General features: G+C 43.1%; 12 protein-coding genes. 8 read left to right on the top strand and 4 right to left on the bottom strand.

What is annotated here, in order from left to right:
• The first annotated feature begins 71 nt into the window (after window positions 1-71).
• Genes ACED28_RS10820 through ACED28_RS10810 form a run of 3 tightly spaced genes read left to right on the top strand, consistent with a single transcriptional unit; the run spans window position 72 to window position 5,271 of the window.
• Entirely contained in the window at window positions 72-1,160 is a 1,089-nt protein-coding gene (locus ACED28_RS10820) for an efflux RND transporter periplasmic adaptor subunit (protein ID WP_371709833.1), read from the top strand.
• Window positions 1,160-2,215: an efflux RND transporter periplasmic adaptor subunit gene (locus tag ACED28_RS10815; RefSeq protein WP_371709832.1), complete on the top strand. Its 1,056-nt coding sequence runs from the start codon at window positions 1,160-1,162 to the stop codon at window positions 2,213-2,215. The genes ACED28_RS10820 and ACED28_RS10815 overlap by 1 nt, the downstream gene beginning before the upstream one ends.
• Window positions 2,212-5,271, top strand: a complete 3,060-nt coding sequence (locus ACED28_RS10810) for an efflux RND transporter permease subunit (RefSeq protein ID WP_371709831.1) — start codon at window positions 2,212-2,214, stop codon at window positions 5,269-5,271. Before ACED28_RS10815 ends, ACED28_RS10810 begins: the two co-directional genes overlap by 4 nt.
• Before the next feature lie 237 nt (window positions 5,272-5,508).
• Here the strand turns inward: ACED28_RS10810 and ACED28_RS10805 are convergent, their stop codons facing one another.
• Entirely contained in the window at window positions 5,509-6,246 is a 738-nt protein-coding gene (locus ACED28_RS10805; RefSeq protein ID WP_122047319.1) for an EAL domain-containing protein, read from the bottom strand.
• A gap of 570 nt (window positions 6,247-6,816) precedes the next feature.
• The gene (locus tag ACED28_RS10800; RefSeq protein ID WP_371709830.1) at window positions 6,817-7,452 is read right to left on the bottom strand and encodes a hypothetical protein; all 636 of its coding nucleotides are present in this window, start codon (window positions 7,450-7,452) and stop codon (window positions 6,817-6,819) included.
• A gap of 289 nt (window positions 7,453-7,741) precedes the next feature.
• Here ACED28_RS10800 and ACED28_RS10795 point away from each other — a divergent pair, with 289 nt between their 5' ends.
• From ACED28_RS10795 to ACED28_RS10785, 3 genes are all read left to right on the top strand, one after another.
• Window positions 7,742-7,987: a DUF2164 domain-containing protein gene (locus ACED28_RS10795; protein WP_017059821.1), complete on the top strand. Its 246-nt coding sequence runs from the start codon at window positions 7,742-7,744 to the stop codon at window positions 7,985-7,987.
• Window positions 7,988-8,171: 184 nt separating this feature from the next.
• Window positions 8,172-8,711: a cytochrome b gene (locus ACED28_RS10790; RefSeq protein ID WP_102250471.1), complete on the top strand. Its 540-nt coding sequence runs from the start codon at window positions 8,172-8,174 to the stop codon at window positions 8,709-8,711.
• A complete protein-coding gene (locus tag ACED28_RS10785; protein WP_102250470.1) occupies window positions 8,708-9,277 on the top strand; it encodes a YceI family protein in 570 nt (189 codons plus the stop codon). The genes ACED28_RS10790 and ACED28_RS10785 overlap by 4 nt, the downstream gene beginning before the upstream one ends.
• Window positions 9,278-9,628: 351 nt before the next feature.
• Here ACED28_RS10785 and focA read toward each other — a convergent pair whose 3' ends face one another.
• Window positions 9,629-11,080, bottom strand: a complete 1,452-nt coding sequence (gene focA / locus ACED28_RS10780) for a formate transporter FocA (RefSeq protein ID WP_371709829.1) — start codon at window positions 11,078-11,080, stop codon at window positions 9,629-9,631.
• Between the two features lie 273 nt (window positions 11,081-11,353).
• On the opposite strand from focA, the gene ACED28_RS10775 reads away from it, so the two are divergent.
• Together ACED28_RS10775 and ACED28_RS10770 are read left to right on the top strand one after the other, a co-directional pair.
• Window positions 11,354-12,259 carry a LysR substrate-binding domain-containing protein gene (locus tag ACED28_RS10775; RefSeq protein ID WP_371709828.1) on the top strand — a complete coding sequence of 302 codons (906 nt, stop codon included), beginning with the start codon at window positions 11,354-11,356 and terminating at the stop codon, window positions 12,257-12,259.
• 467 nt (window positions 12,260-12,726) lie between these two features.
• Window positions 12,727-13,221 carry a DUF1097 domain-containing protein gene (locus ACED28_RS10770; RefSeq protein ID WP_009845305.1) on the top strand — a complete coding sequence of 165 codons (495 nt, stop codon included), beginning with the start codon at window positions 12,727-12,729 and terminating at the stop codon, window positions 13,219-13,221.
• 191 nt (window positions 13,222-13,412) lie between these two features.
• Here the strand turns inward: ACED28_RS10770 and ACED28_RS10765 are convergent, their stop codons facing one another.
• Complete coding sequence (locus ACED28_RS10765; protein WP_009845306.1) at window positions 13,413-15,185, bottom strand: ATP-dependent endonuclease; 1,773 nt, start codon at window positions 15,183-15,185, stop codon at window positions 13,413-13,415.
• Window positions 15,186-15,423: the final 238 nt, after the last annotated feature.

Here is a 15,423-nt window from a genome sequence, read left to right as displayed (position 1 = left end):
TGAGAATTCTTTAATAATAAATATACTGCCCACCTGTGTAATAAATCATAATAATTAAATGGAGAAGCATCATGCAATCCAATTTGTCTATCAAAGCGATACCGACCAAGCGTACGGGCGCGCTTATTGCCGCACTATTGCTCGCAGGCTCTCTAACTGGATGTAACAAAGTTCAATCAGAGGAAAGTGAGCAGGTAATCAAGCCTGTAAAGTTATTTGAGATTCCTCTGCGGGCAGATATCGAGCTTGATAGTTTTATCGCAAAAGTGGATGCAACCGACCGTGCTGCGCTTTCATTTCAAGTGGGTGGCGATATTGAAGTTTTTGATGTTCGTATGGGACAAGAAGTTAAGAAGGGTCAGGTGCTAGCCGCATTAGACGCGACGGATTACCGTATTGCCGTTGATGCAGCTCAAGCTAAATTTGACTTGGCGAACAGCCAATACAAGCAAGCTTCTGAGCTGTATTCGAAAAAGTTAGTCAGTACCGATTACTACGACCAAGCCGTCAACACCTTTACTGCCGCTGACGTTGAGTTGGAACAAGCAAAAACAAACCTTGGTTACACCACATTAGTTGCTCCATTCGATGGCGTGGTATCGATGGTGTTTGGTAAGCAATATCAGTTAATTGCTGAAAAGCAGCCAGTTCTTAATATTTTGAATCACAGTGAAATGGATGTGACGTTCTCTATTCCGGTATCTAAGCTTGAAGACCGTTCTATTCAAGACCTAACGAGCTCAAACATGTGGGTTGTAATGGATAGCCACCGCGGTATTCGTATCCCAACGCGTTTTAAAGAGATCTCTACACAACCAGATGAAGACACCAACAGCTACCAAGCGGTTGTATCTATCGACAAGCCGGTAGGCATCAATCTACTTTCTGGAATGACAGCGCAAGTTGAAGTTCAGAAGAGTAAGTCAGACAACGGCATTGGCATTGTTGATTCAGCTTGGCTTACCAAACAAGCTGACCATGGCGAGCTATGGCGCTATAACCCAGACTCTCGATCGATTTCTAAGTTACAAGTCCTGCTTGATGAGCAAGGTAAAGTTATAGAAGGTCTTTCTTCTGGTGATCTTATCGTTGAAGCCGGTGTGGATGTGTTATCTGACGGACAGCAAGTAAAAGCTTGGCTTCGTGAGGGGGGTATTTAATGAACCTTTTAAAATTATCAGTTGTTGTCGCGTCGGTTTTGTTACTTCAAGCCTGTAACAATGAAGCTGTACACCGTGAACAACCGCCTTTATTGGTTTCTACCTTTGACGTTGGCGCGCCGCTGACTGATCAGTTCAGAAGTTTTAATGGACAGGTGATGCCTGCAGAACTTACACCGTTGGCATTTAAGCTTGCAGGCGAAATTCAACAAGTATTGGTGGAAGCCGGTGACAAAGTCGAAAAAGGGCAGTTATTAGCCACCTTAGATAACGCAACGTACCTTCAAGATCTAACTGATGCTAAATCTCAATTCAAACTGGCGAGCAAACAGTTGGCCCGTGGTACGGAGATGTTTGGCAGCAAGATGTTATCGCAATCAGAACACGACCAACTTACGGCCAACTACAAACTAGCATCGGCGAATTTGGCGGCAGCAAAACGCAAGTTAAGTTACACAGAGCTTTTAGCGCCATTCTCAGGAACAGTTTCAACCGTAGATAAGCAACGATTCGAAAACACGACTCCTGGAGAAACACTCCTGAGTGTGTACCAGAACGATAAGGTGTATGTGCGAATTCAAGTGTCAGATTCTATTTTGGCGTCGATCAGCCCAGACATGCGTTCGAGCAGTTACCGCCCCCAAGCAACTTTTGGAGGTCACTCGGGGGAATATCCTCTGACGTATCTAGAGCACACTAGCGAATTACACCCACAATCACGTACCTACGAGTTTTGGATGCAGATGCAGCAGCCTGAAAGTGAAATTCTGCCGGGCACGAGCGTTACGGTCAATGTGGATATGGCGAAAGCGGGTCTGAGTGATGTTCAAGGTTACCAGTTACCAATGACAACGCTAGAAGCGGGCTCTGAAGCTAATCAGTTCTATGTGTGGAAAATGGAAGACGGACAAGCATTCAAAAGCGAAGTAGAAGTCGACAAAATCAGTGGCCAAGGCACATTAATCGCTCATGGTGTTGAGCAAGGTGATCGACTCGTAAACTCGAATCTAAGAAAACTCCGTGACGGAATCGAATTGTCAGGAAAAGCAGAATGAACATCGCAGAATATTCAATTAAAAACAAAGTAATCAGCTGGCTGTTTCTAGTCATTTTGGCCATTGGCGGTGTGTCGTCTTTTGGCAACCTATCCCGTTTAGAAGACCCAGCTTTTACCATTAAAGATGCAATGATTATTTCAACTTACCCTGGCGCTACGTCTATGGAAGTTGAAGAAGAGTTAACGTATCCACTTGAAAAAGAGATACGACAACTGCCTTATATCGACAAGATCACTTCAACGTCGTCGAATGGTATGTCTCAAATTATGGTCAGCATGAAGATGGACTACGGTCCAGACGAGTTGCCCCAAATCTGGGATGAAATGCGTCGTAAAATCAACGATCTACAGCCAACACTACCCAGTGGTGTTAATTCAGTTCAGATTATTGATGATTTTGGTGACGTATTTGGTGTGATGATCATGCTGACCGGTGATGGTTACGATTATGTCGAGCTAAAACAGTACGCAGATTACCTAACGCGTGAAATCGAATTGGTTGACGGTGTTGGCAAAGTAAGTATTGCGGGTGACCAACAAGAGCAATTGTTTGTTGAGATGTCACTTGAGCGTTTAGCGGCGCTAAACCTAGATATGTCGATGGTAACGTCACTGTTAGCACAACAAAACAGTGTGGTATCGGCAGGCGAGGTAATGTTGAATGGCCAAAGCCTAACAATCAAACCTAACGGAACATTGAGCACGGTTGAAGAGCTAGAAAACCTGATCATTCATGGTCGTGACACAGGCAATTTGATTCGCTTGAAAGATGTCGCTGAGGTTACTCGCGGTATCCAAGAAAAACCGGGCAATGTATTAACGTACAACGGCAAACCAGCAATCAACCTTGGTATTGCGTTCTCTTCAGGCGTAAACGTCGTCGAAATTGGTAACGCGTTAGATGCCGAACTGGATCGTTTAGAAAGCATTAAGCCTGCCGGTGTAGAGCTGAACTACTTCTACAACCAAGCGCAAGAAGTAGACAAATCAGTGGCTGACTTTTTAATCAGCCTAGTAGAAGCCGTTGCTATTGTTATCATCGTACTGCTTTTTGCAATGGGTTTACGCAGTGGTTTGATCATCGGTCTAGTGCTTCTATTGACGGTATTTGGAACCTTCATCCTGATGGATTACAACGATGTCGAACTGCACCGTATCTCACTGGGTGCACTTATCATCGCTCTCGGTATGCTGGTGGATAATGCGATTGTTGTCGTTGAAGGTATTCTGGTTGGCTTGAAGAAAGGCAAAACCAAGCTTCAAGCAGCGAAGGACATCGTGACACAAACACAATGGCCACTATTGGGTGCGACCATTATTGCTATCACGGCCTTTGCACCAATCGGTTTGTCGAAAGACGCGACAGGTGAATTCATGGGCTCACTGTTCTGGGTTTTGTGTTTTTCATTGTTCTTGAGCTGGGTTACAGCGCTAACGCTGACTCCGTTCCTTGCAGAAATGATGCTGAAAGAAGAAGACAAGGTCGATGAGAACGAAGACCCATACAAAGGTATTCTGTTCGTTGTATTCGGCGCGTGTCTGAAAGTAGCACTTCGATTTAGGTGGCTTACCGTAGTAAGTATGGTCGCGCTATTAGCAGTTTCTGTTGTTGGTTTTGGTATGGTGAAGCAGCAGTTCTTCCCGCCATCAAATACGCCAATGTTTTACGTCGATATGTGGATGCCGGAAGGTACCGATGTACGTGAAACGATTAAGCAGACAGAAAAAGTTGAAAGCTACATTCGCCAGCAAGACGACGTTGAGTTTGTAACTACAACAGTTGGTCAAGGCATGCAACGTTTTGCGCTGACATACCAACCCGAGAAAAGTTACGAAGCGTACAGTCAACTGCAGGTACGAACGACTGACCGAGACACCATGTTTAAAGTCCTAGAAGGGCTAGACAAGGACTTGGCCAATAAATTTGAACAACCTACGTTCCAATTTAAATTGATTGAGTTTGGCCCGTCGCCAGCGTCAAAAATCGAAGCTCGTATTAGCGGTGCAGACCCGCAGATCCTTCGCAGCATAGCTGTTGAGGTAGAAGATATCTTGTTGGCGGATCCTGGTTCTCGAAATGTGCGTCACGACTGGCGTGAACGCACCAAAGAGCTCGTGCCACTGTTTAACGAATCAAAGGCACGTCGCCTTGGTATTTCAAAGACGGATCTGTCTGAGACACTACAGATGGCGTTTGGTGGCTACAACATCGGTTTACTGCGCGATGGTACGCACATGTTACCTATCGTGGCACGCCTGCCTGAAGAAGAGCGTTTTGACTTTGAATCACTGAACAATGTGAAGATCTGGAGCCCATCACTGCAAACCTACATTCCTGTAGAACAAGTGATCGATGGAGTTGAGCTTCAATGGTCTGAGCCACTGATTCAACGTCGTGACAGAAAGCGTACGTTAACGGTTCTGGCTGATCACGATGTATTGGGTGATGAAACACCAGCTAGCTTGTTTGCTCGCGTAAAACCACAAGTAGAAGCATTGGCTCTACCAGAAGGTTACAGCATCAGTTGGGGCGGTGAGTACGAGAGTTCAAAAGATGCACAAGAATCTCTATTTGGTTCACTGCCAATGGGTTATTTGTTGATGTTTATCATCACTATGCTTCTGTTCAACTCGGTTCGTAAGCCACTTGTGATTTGGTTTACGGTGCCACTCTCTATCATTGGCGTTTCGATTGGTCTGTTAGGCACTAATATGCCATTTAGCTTCACTGCGTTCTTAGGTCTATTGAGTCTAAGTGGCATGATTTTGAAGAACGGTATCGTACTGCTTGACCAGATCAACAGTGAGCTAAAAACAGGTAAAGACCCATATTTAGCGGTTGTCGACAGCGCGATCAGTCGTGTACGACCGGTATCTATGGCAGCACTAACGACTATCTTGGGCATGATTCCCTTGGTATTCGATGCATTTTTCGGCTCGATGGCGATTACCATCATGGCAGGCTTAGGCTTTGCTACAGTACTAACGCTAATAGTAGTACCAGTGATGTTCGCCATTCTATATAGAATCAAACCGTCCACTGCGGGTTATTAGGGATTGATATAAAACAGATTCTTTTAAGCCAGCCCAGTCAATTTTGATTGGGCTTTTTTACGGATATGATTTGATAAAACAAGACGAAGATAGGTCCGAACTAAGAGGACGTTGCGATAGCAATGCGTGCCTTAACAAGGATCGTTTTAAAAGATAGGTATTATAAAAGTGGTTAGCCAATGGTAAAGCGGCTTCCGGTATAATAGAGAATAGAGAATAGAGAATAGGGGCTAGATTCTAGATTGCTAGGCGGATATCCAACTCAATCGGCTTTGGCATGGCTAAGTGATAGCCTTGATACATATCGAAGCCTAAACTTTGCATCGCAGTCAGTTGCTGTTGGGTTTCTATCCCTTCGATGACCGTCTTTGCACCGATTTGGTTGGCAAGCTTAACTACTAACTCCATTTTTTGAGTATCACCGTTTTCAAAATCCAACATAACAGAGCGATCGATTTTGATGATATGAGGAGTGATATGGCGAACACGTTGCTCTGTTGACGCCTGTGCTCCAAAGTCATCAACCGCGATTTGAAAACCATTATCTGCAAGTGAGTGGGCCGCGTTTTTTAAGCGTTCTTCACTCTCTACATTAAGTTCGACCAACTCCATGACGATTTGTTCGCACGATAAGTTAAGCTCGTGAAGACGTTTAGCTAACAGAGTGTCTTTTACTTTTTCTGATGCAAACAACTCACCAACGTTTGGAAGTACGTTCAAAAAAAGGTTTAAGTGACGGACCGTCGATTGTGCGAAGTTACGGATGTGAATGGCTCGGCTCAGTCTCTCTACGTTGATTTTGTCTGTGTATGAGGTTTCGTCTGAATGGAAGAAGTGATCTGGGCGAACGACATCACCTTTACAATTGGAAATACGAACCAAAGCCTCTACGCCTATCTGAGTAAAAGAAGAATCAAATATAGGTTGGTAGACACTTGTAAGTGTTAAGTCTTGGTATTTCGCAATAAACTGCATATCGGCATCCACAGATATACAACTAATAAATTCACTTCTGTCTGATAAAATCATAATCGCTAATAAAAGGTGTTTATTCAGTGACGAGAATACACATCACAGTTGTCATAATATTGACAGGTGTTGATAAATTGTCAATTAATATAAATTAATTTGTCACGGTAACATCTAAATAATTAAAGTCAGCGAAAAATCAGGATGATAAAGGTCATTATGTATCAAGGATATATATTGATTAGCTTGTTTAATAGGTTCAGTGAATTTGATGTCTGAGTAACCTGTATCACATCAACCCTATCAATATAAAGCCTTAACACGTATACACCTAAAATAAATATGGTTAAAGGCTTACATTCTGGGGGAGTATCAAAATAATAAAATAAATAGATCTTTGTGGTTACATAAAAATGATGTCTGTCTCTCAAAATTAATATTGAGGTTGTTAAGTTATTAATTAGTAAACTGGAGAATCCGGATAATAAATGAGTGGAATATAGGTGTTATTTTATAAAATAATAGTGTGGGTATAATTATTTACGTTATATATCAAATTGAAAATTGGCTTGTATTTTACTGCCATTGTATTACCGCATAAAGTTGCAGGTATTTACGAACTAGTTGTTGATTTCCAGAGCGTTTTAGCGGGTGAGCGAATCGGATAAAACACGGACTGATTTTGAAGTTACTATTTAAATCATCTGCGAATTGAGTATCACTCTCTCTTAGCGTGATACCTTGTAGGCTGTAGTCGCTAATCTGGTCTGGGAGTTCCCCCATCCACCAATGCAAGAGTTCACCACTGTTTTTGCTTCGACTTATCCAATGGTCGGAGACAATAATCAATAGGTCATTGGGTTGAATGGCAAATCCGTACTCTTGCTGCCAGTTATGAATGTCCAGCATCAACTTTTTACGACAAGTCTTTCCTGCGCTCACCATATGGTGGCTAATCATCCAAACGGTACCAATTTCAGAAGAGATTCGGAAATGTCGTGGCGTTTCACCAGAAGAGAGCATTTCTAGTGGGCTTACGTTGCTTGTATGATTGAAGCTAACGAAAGTGTGCTCCATTCGTCTCGCAAACGCTTTGCCTATGTGATGTTCACTGATCCCTTGATTGTGTACGGTAGGGTAATGACGTTCACAAAGTTTCAAGCAATCGTCTTGAAACTGATTGACGCTTTTAATCACCAGATTTAATAACAATGAAGCCTCTTATACACAGTTGCTATCTTATTGATGGGCAATAGTACGGTAATTTTGGCGCCATTACCTATCGCCAAAGTGCGAGTTCTTGATCCCTCTATCAAAATTAACCATTACTAAGCGATTTTATGGATAGCACTGGCACTCTACAGGTCTGTAAACTAAATTATGAGGAATTATAGCTAGTTAGAAAACTTGAACTGATTGGCAGAGTTGCAGTGAGCTAACGAAATTATAGCTTAGTCGGCTAATCACAATTGTTCTACATACTCTTTATTTGGAAACACCCATGACCATTCAATTAGATTCAAAGCAAAAATCCGAACTCACTCATACACTTCAAAAGTACCTACAAGATGAGCTCGATGTAGAGCTTGGTCAGTTCGACACTGAATTCTTAGTCGACTTCATCAGTAAAAAGTTTGGAGCCGTGTATTACAACAAGGGGATAGAAGACGCTCAAAAAGTGATGGAACGTAAGATGTTAGACATATCAGATGAGCTCTATGAAATTGAACAAATCGTTGAAATATAACTCAGCAAGCGATTGTTCGACAAAGAAATTTGTCCATAAAGCAACTTGTTCAAAATTTTTGAATAACTCGTTTAATTTGAAATGATGTAACTAATGTAAAACTTGGTAAATAATATGTTACGCAAACTTGGTGTAGGGTACGCTTTTCAAAACTACACGACACGTTAACATTCGGAAGAGATGCATGAACAACAACGTCAAAAATTACAATCCTTTAGCAAGAGCAATGCATTGGATCTCAGCACTCGCAATATTTGGCCTATTTGGTGTAGGCCTATGGATGGTTGATCTTTCTTACTACAGTGAGTGGTACAAAACAGCACCAGACTACCACCGTTCGGTAGGCATTCTTTTGGCTGCCGTTACCATTATCCGCTTGCTTTGGAAGCTAGTTACCGCGTCACCTAATGTGGAAGGTAAAAGCTATGAAGTTGTAGCGGCGAAGATCGCTCATGGATTTATGTACATTAACTTAGCGGTTTTATTTATTTCAGGTTATTTGATTTCGACATCAGATGGCCGTGGGATCGAGGTATTCAATTGGTTCACTGTACCAAGTATGGGTGAACTATTTGCAAACCAATCTGATCTCGCAGGAACGGTTCACTACTATGCTGCATGGGTACTGATCATTATGGCATCAGTGCACGCCTTAGCGGCGATAAAACACCACGTTATCGACAAAGACGATACGCTACGAAAAATGATAGGAGCTTCAAAATGAAAAAGTCAATTATCGCTACAGGATTAGCATTTGCTATGGCAATGCCTTTCGCTGCGAACGCCGCTGATTACGTGATTGATACAAAAGGTGCGCATGCTTCAGTTAACTTCAAAGTTAGCCACCTAGGTTACAGCTTTATCCAAGGTCGTTTTAACACATTCTCAGGTGACTTCTCATTTGATGAGAGCAACGTTGAAGCGTCTAAAATCAGCGTAACGGTTGATACAACTAGCCTTGACTCAAACCACGCAGAGCGTGATAAGCACATCCGTAGCGGTGATTTCATCAATGCTGGTAAGTTTTCTGATGCGACATTCAACAGCACAAAAGTGGTTGATAAAGGCGACGGCAAACTTGAAGTTATGGGTGACCTTAAACTTCACGGTGTAACCAAGCCTATCGTTATCGAAGCTGAATTCATCGGTGCTGGTCAAGACCCATGGGGCGGTGAGCGTGCTGGTTTTGTTGGTACAACTCGTCTAGAGCTTGCTGACTTCAATATCCCAGTAATGGGCGCTTCAAGCTATGTCGACATGGATCTGCATGTTGAAGGTGTAAAGAAGTAATCTAGCTATCAATAATCGCTATCAACATATTTAGAAAGATCAAAATCCTAGTCGATACGAGATAGGTCGGCTGTTAGCCGGTTATTTAGTCATATGGAAAGTAGCAAAGCAGCTAGAATATAGAGAAAGGCGCAAAGTTTTCACTTTGCGCCTTTTTTATTGAGGTAAATGGCCACGCGTTTAGGTCTGTTTTGTGTCAAACCTTTTACTGCGTCTTAAGCCACCATTTACCTCTGCCAGTCAACGTTGCAATGACTGAGTTATCTAGCTGAACGACTAATCCCTAATAGTTCAGCCTACGATTCGTTACTTTGTTTCTAATGAAACGCTTGCTTTGTAAACAGTCGCTAGTTAAGCCGTTTCTAGTTCAGCCTTTGGAACCACGTTTAGGCGGTCGCCATAGATTGGACGTAGTGCTTGCATAACTTCAGTACGAGTCATCACACCGACCATTACGCCATTTTCTAGCACTGGAAGCATATGTGGTTGGCTTACTTTCATCGCTTTTGCACGCTCTTCTAAAGAAAGAGAGGTCAGGCGAGTGGCATAGCCCATGCTTGTTGTCGGGTACAGTTGTTCTTTATCGATACATAGGAACTCAGCAACATCGACCAGTTTGTCGTTTGCATCAATAGCCACTACGTCACGGCTCATTAGGTCTACCACTTTCTGACCTTTAGTCGGAATGTAGTCTTGGCACCAAAGGTCAACCATTACGTCGTGAACAGAGAGGATACCTACTAGGCGGCCTTCAACATCGCAAACAGGAGCGCTAACAAGTTGAGCATCTAAAAGTGAATCAATCGCCACTGAAGTAGGCATTTCTACGCTCAGTGTAATTGGTTGAGTGTTCATGATTTGCTTGATAGTAGTTGTAGTGTTCATAGTGGTTTCCTTAACTGACGTAATTTCTGTTGTTTGAGTTATTGCTGTAATTTTTGCCGCTTTAAGCTGCGGGCGACGGTAGATACTCCAATTGGCTAAGCCGACCAATACCGCACCACCTACAATGTTGCCGAATGTCACTGGTATTAAGTTTGCAGTGACAAATTTTATGATGTTCAGGTCTGCATACTGGGCTGATGTTGCGCCAATTTGCATCCAAAAACTCTCTGGTGCGAATGCTTGAATTGTGATGCCTAATGGAACCATGAACATATTCGCCACACAGTGTTCAAAGCCTGAGCTAACGAACATTGCAACGGGTAATACGGTCATCATTGCTTTAGTCATGGCGTTAGCTGAGCTGAACGTTAACCAAATTGCTAAACACACTAGTAAGTTACAAAGCACACCCAAAGCGAAAGCTTGAACAGGGCTGTGGTGTAGCTTGTGTTGAGCAATGTTTAGAGCGTTTAAGCCCCATTGCCCGCCATCCAGTTGATATAAGCCTGCTGCGCTTACCAAAGCCAGTAGGAACATGGCACCGATAAAGTTGCCTACATATACCTTGCCCCAGATAGACAGCATCTTGGTGAAGGTTATCTGCTTATTAGCCCATGAAATGCTTGATAACACCGAACTGGTAAACAGCTCGCCACCACAAATAACAATCAGGATTAACCCCATGCTGAATGCAAGCCCACCGGCTAAGCGACTTAATCCCCATCCTGCATCAGAGCTACCTGTGGTCACCGTGATGTAGAATAAAAAAGCAAGCCCGATGAATGCGCCAGCCATGATTGCCAAACTCAATGTCATGCTGCTGGTTTTATTTGCTTTGCTTAATGCAAATTTCTCGGCTTCCGCCATCATTTCTGTTGGCGAGAAAAGTTGCTGATTTTCAGAAGTGCTGGTTGCCATATCCCCCCCTTGAACAATCCGTCATGTGTAATTCCTAGTGTTAATGACTTGGTTAATCCGTAATGGTTAATCAGTAATGTTTTGCAGGGCTCGTTGTGTCCTGCCATTCCAGATTAGGGTGTTGGGGGGTAGAGGTAAAATTGATAATTTTTAGAAACCACATCAAAAATATTGATATAGATTTAATTAGGCGTAGAATGAAATTGATTGCTCATCGGCTTAACAAAAAACGAGCAGCAGGACATAAGTTATTAAAAGAATTAAGGATAGATTTTGCGTTATTCATTAAAGCAACTCGCCGTCTTTGACGCGGTAGCAGATTCGGGAAGCGTAAGTCAGGCAGCTGATAGGCTTGCATTGACTCAGTCGGCGACAAGTATGTCTCTTGCACAGTTGGAAAAAATGCTCGGCAGGCCTTTGTTTGAAAGGCAGGGCAAGCAAATGGCGCTCACTCATTGGGGCATGTGGCTTAGGCCAAAAGCGAAGCGTTTACTGCAAGATGCACAGCAAATTGAAATGGGTTTTTACGAGCAGCATTTATTGAGTGGAGAGCTCAAACTCGGTGCGAGCCAAACCCCGGCAGAACACCTGGTTCCAGACCTCATCAGTATTATTGATAACGACTTTCCTGAGATGCGAATCTCGCTTGGTGTACAAAGTACCGATGCGGTTATAGATGGCGTATTAGATTACCAATATGACCTTGGCGTTATCGAAGGTCGCTGTGACGATAACCGAGCTCATCAAGAAGTGTGGTGTACCGACCATTTAACGGTGGTTGCATCGGCTCATCACCCATTTGCAAAGCGTGAACGTGTCAGTTTGGCGCAACTAGAACAAGCGAAGTGGGTATTGCGTGAACATGGTTCAGGTACTCGCAAAGTTTTTGATAGCTCTATTCATCATTTAATTGGTGATCTTGATGTTTGGCGAGAATATGAACACGTTCCTGTTTTAAGAAGTTTGGTAGCAAACGGCCCATATTTAACGTGTTTACCTTATCTCGATGTCGAGCAGTTTGTTGAATCTGGCCAGCTCGTTACTTTGAATGTTCCTGAGCTTGAAATGGAACGTACGCTTTCGTTTATTTGGCGTGCGGATATGGCAGAAAACCCACTTGCTGAATGTATTAAGCGAGAAGGCAAGCGCATGATGAAAGGTAAGCCGTCGGTTCTATAACGGTAATTTGATAAAGGCTAGGGGCTGTTGACCTTTCGTGGTTAAGTTTTGTTCGAGGTAAAATCGTTTTAGGCGCGGCGAAGAGTATGTAGCCTAGTCATTTTAAGCAAATATTCTTCAACAAAGCATAAAGCGATTTTAACCGAACCCTTCGGGCAGTCCTTGTGGTTCATTTCTACTGCGTTATCGCCTTTTCATGTAGGCTAACTACACATCAAAGCCTCTGCCTTGTATAAATTTCCCACAAGAGCTGCAAAATAAAGCTCGAAAGGTTAACAGCCCCTTATAACCTAATATGTTGAATAAGCGATTTCGGTCTCTATCTGGTGATAAATGCACATTAACGTACATTATTAATGTGATCATGATCGGCTAAAAGAAGGCGTTCTTCCCATAATATGCTTACTTGATTTTAAGTGAGGCTAAATCCGGTACGATGAATTTCGTAATTAGGCTTTAGAAATAGTATGAGTACATTAGTCGCGATTTCATTAACAACAGGTATTTTGTCAGGTCTATGGGGATGGATAGCTATCTCTTTCGGCTTGCTGTCATGGGCCGGTTTCTTAGGTTGCACCAGTTATTTTGCTTCGCCAACAGGCGGCGTTAAAGGATTAGCAGGTAGCTTATTGACCAACATGACTGGCGTATTCTGGGCAATGGTGATCATCGAAAGCTCGACCTTCGCAGGGTTAGAGATTTTAGGCTATATGATTACCGCTATTGTCGCTTTCTTTATGTGTATTCAAGCCAAACAAGCGTGGCTAGGTTATATCCCAGGGACCTTTATTGGTTGCTGCGCGACGTTTGCAGCAGGCGGCGATTGGCAACTTGTCGTGCCATCTTTACTGCTTGGTGGTGTCTTTGGATACTTGATGAAAGCAACGGGGCTTTGGCTTCACGAAAAATCGACTCAATCTTCGGAAGCGGTTGAACCACACGCTAAGCAAGCGAAGGCTTAATTCGTTAACCTAACCTTAATTCGTTAACCTAACCTTAGTTTAGTCACTGTGAACTCTTGCAAGATAACCCCCAATTAATTTGTATATCGATTTATACAGGCACACCACTTGGTGTGCCTTTTTTGGTTTCTTAATCAATTCAAGAAATTATCAACAGAAGAACTAATAGCACTTATCAGATAAGCAAGAAGCTAGGTATTTCCGTTTGCCATGGTGATCACGCGTTTCAAAGTCCATCTCAACAACAATGGAATACAGTCTTGTCCTTGATTCTCACAATGAGACACGATCGCTAAAGCCAGGTCTGGTTTTGCGTGTTTCTTTAGAACTTTCGCCACAACTTTTTTCGCTGGAATAGGGTGATCATAAGGAATCTTAACCATGTCTCTGAAAAAGTTCTCAAACCCATTCATGTACAAGTAGTGCTCTATGTCTCTATCAGGCAGTTCTGTGAGGCGATGTCGTTCTTGATCATTACCGAGTTTAGATAGCACAGTCGCCGCATACTTCTTACCAGCAGCGTCTCCGTCAGTCACCACGTGCCAATCGATGCCAAACTCTTGCGCTACTTTAATGAGCGCTTTAAGACCAGACTGCGCGAACTCAATAATTTGAACGCCTTCCGCAGCAAGGTTATACCCACATTGGTTGGCTAACTCGTTAAACAACCAGACTTCGGTTTCACCTTCTACCAACAACCAGCAGCGAGCGTACAGAGCGCCGGACCGGTGAAAACGAATATGAAAACCAATTCGACGAAGTTCATCTTTGCTGAAGTGGTTCACATTGAGCTGGTTGGCTATGGTTTTATCTGACTGACGTACCAAACGACGAATCGATTGAAGCGGCACAGCAGCAAGTAGATCGCCACTGTTGGTGGTCAGGATTTTTTGCATGGGCAGCTTTTGCATCAAGCTCCAAGCCCTTGCCAAGTGCGTTGGGTGCAATCGACCTTCTGGATCTTCAAGGATCAAAAGAGGGCGAGCACATCTTCTTAAGTCATTTGGCCCTTTTGCTTGCAAATAGGCATTAAGTAACCCCATGAATAATAAGCGAGTTTGTTTGTTTTTGGTCTCTTCGACCAATTGATGAATGCTCTTGTCGTTCGCACCAGCTGAGTAAAGTAACCCATCACGCGGTTTTCTCGGATTTTTACGTGAGACACTCTTAAATGAGAAGTAGTGTTCTATTAAGCTTTGCATCGACTCAAGACTACTGCGCATTTCACCTTTATTAACATGTCCGGGTATCGCCATAAGGCGACGGCAGGTGTTGTCGATGCGTTTTTCTATCCTTGCCTGACGCCCATTTCCGTTTCCATTGCTGCCATTACCATTGGTTGTTTGACTCTGGCCGTTACCATTTCCACTCACATTATTAGCGTGCCCGTTACTAGCATGAACGGTGTTAGTGTGAACATTACCCGGTAGATGAGCATTGTGGTTAAGTGAGTTGCCGTTGAAAGGGCGATCGAAGTGTCTTGCATCTCTTAAACGAATTACAGGGTGTAACGTCATTAATTCTTGAGCGAGCTTTTCTGAGTGATGAAGCTTGAGAGGGTTTCCGTCCAACCCCAAAAATGCATAGTGTGTTGTCGTTTCATACTGTTCTAACGTGGCACTGATTCGATAATAGATACGAAAAACACCAAACTCGTCTTGAACCCACACCGGCTTGAGTTTGCGATAACGTCCTGCATTTAGCTCACTTTTATCGTTGGCTTTTAACGCGAGAACAATTTGAAGGTGTTGAGACTGTGGATGTGAAACTGAGTAATCGACATGGAAATCGGTCATTTCGAAGTGATATGGAACTCCGTCTGAAGGGAGAACGACGGAAAGGGCATCCAATAATGAAGACTTACCCCAAGTATTTTCACCAATAAGCGTGGTTAGCTCATCAAACGCAAGAGACATGCGCTTAATACCTCGAAAGCCAGAAATCTCGATTCTTTCTAGTTGCATAGGCTTACTCCTAACGGAAGGCTCTGCTAATTGTTTGAAAGCTAACAGATATCTTTAATCATAATCGAAAAACACAAATCTGGTATGCTCACCTGTCACAAAACCCGTTGTTTATTTATACGGTGCAAAATGAGATTTTCGATCTATCTCGAGTATTTTTTTGCAGTGCAGTTTCATAAAATTCACGATTCTGTCATGATTCTCGACCTAGTATGAAGGGACAAAGAGAGAAGAAAAT

Origin of the sequence: Vibrio sp. 1F253 (assembly GCF_041439295.1) — a bacterium.
Taxonomy (GTDB): Bacteria; Pseudomonadota; Gammaproteobacteria; order Enterobacterales; family Vibrionaceae; genus Vibrio; species Vibrio tasmaniensis_A.
This window is presented reverse-complemented; position numbering and strand designations above follow the sequence as displayed.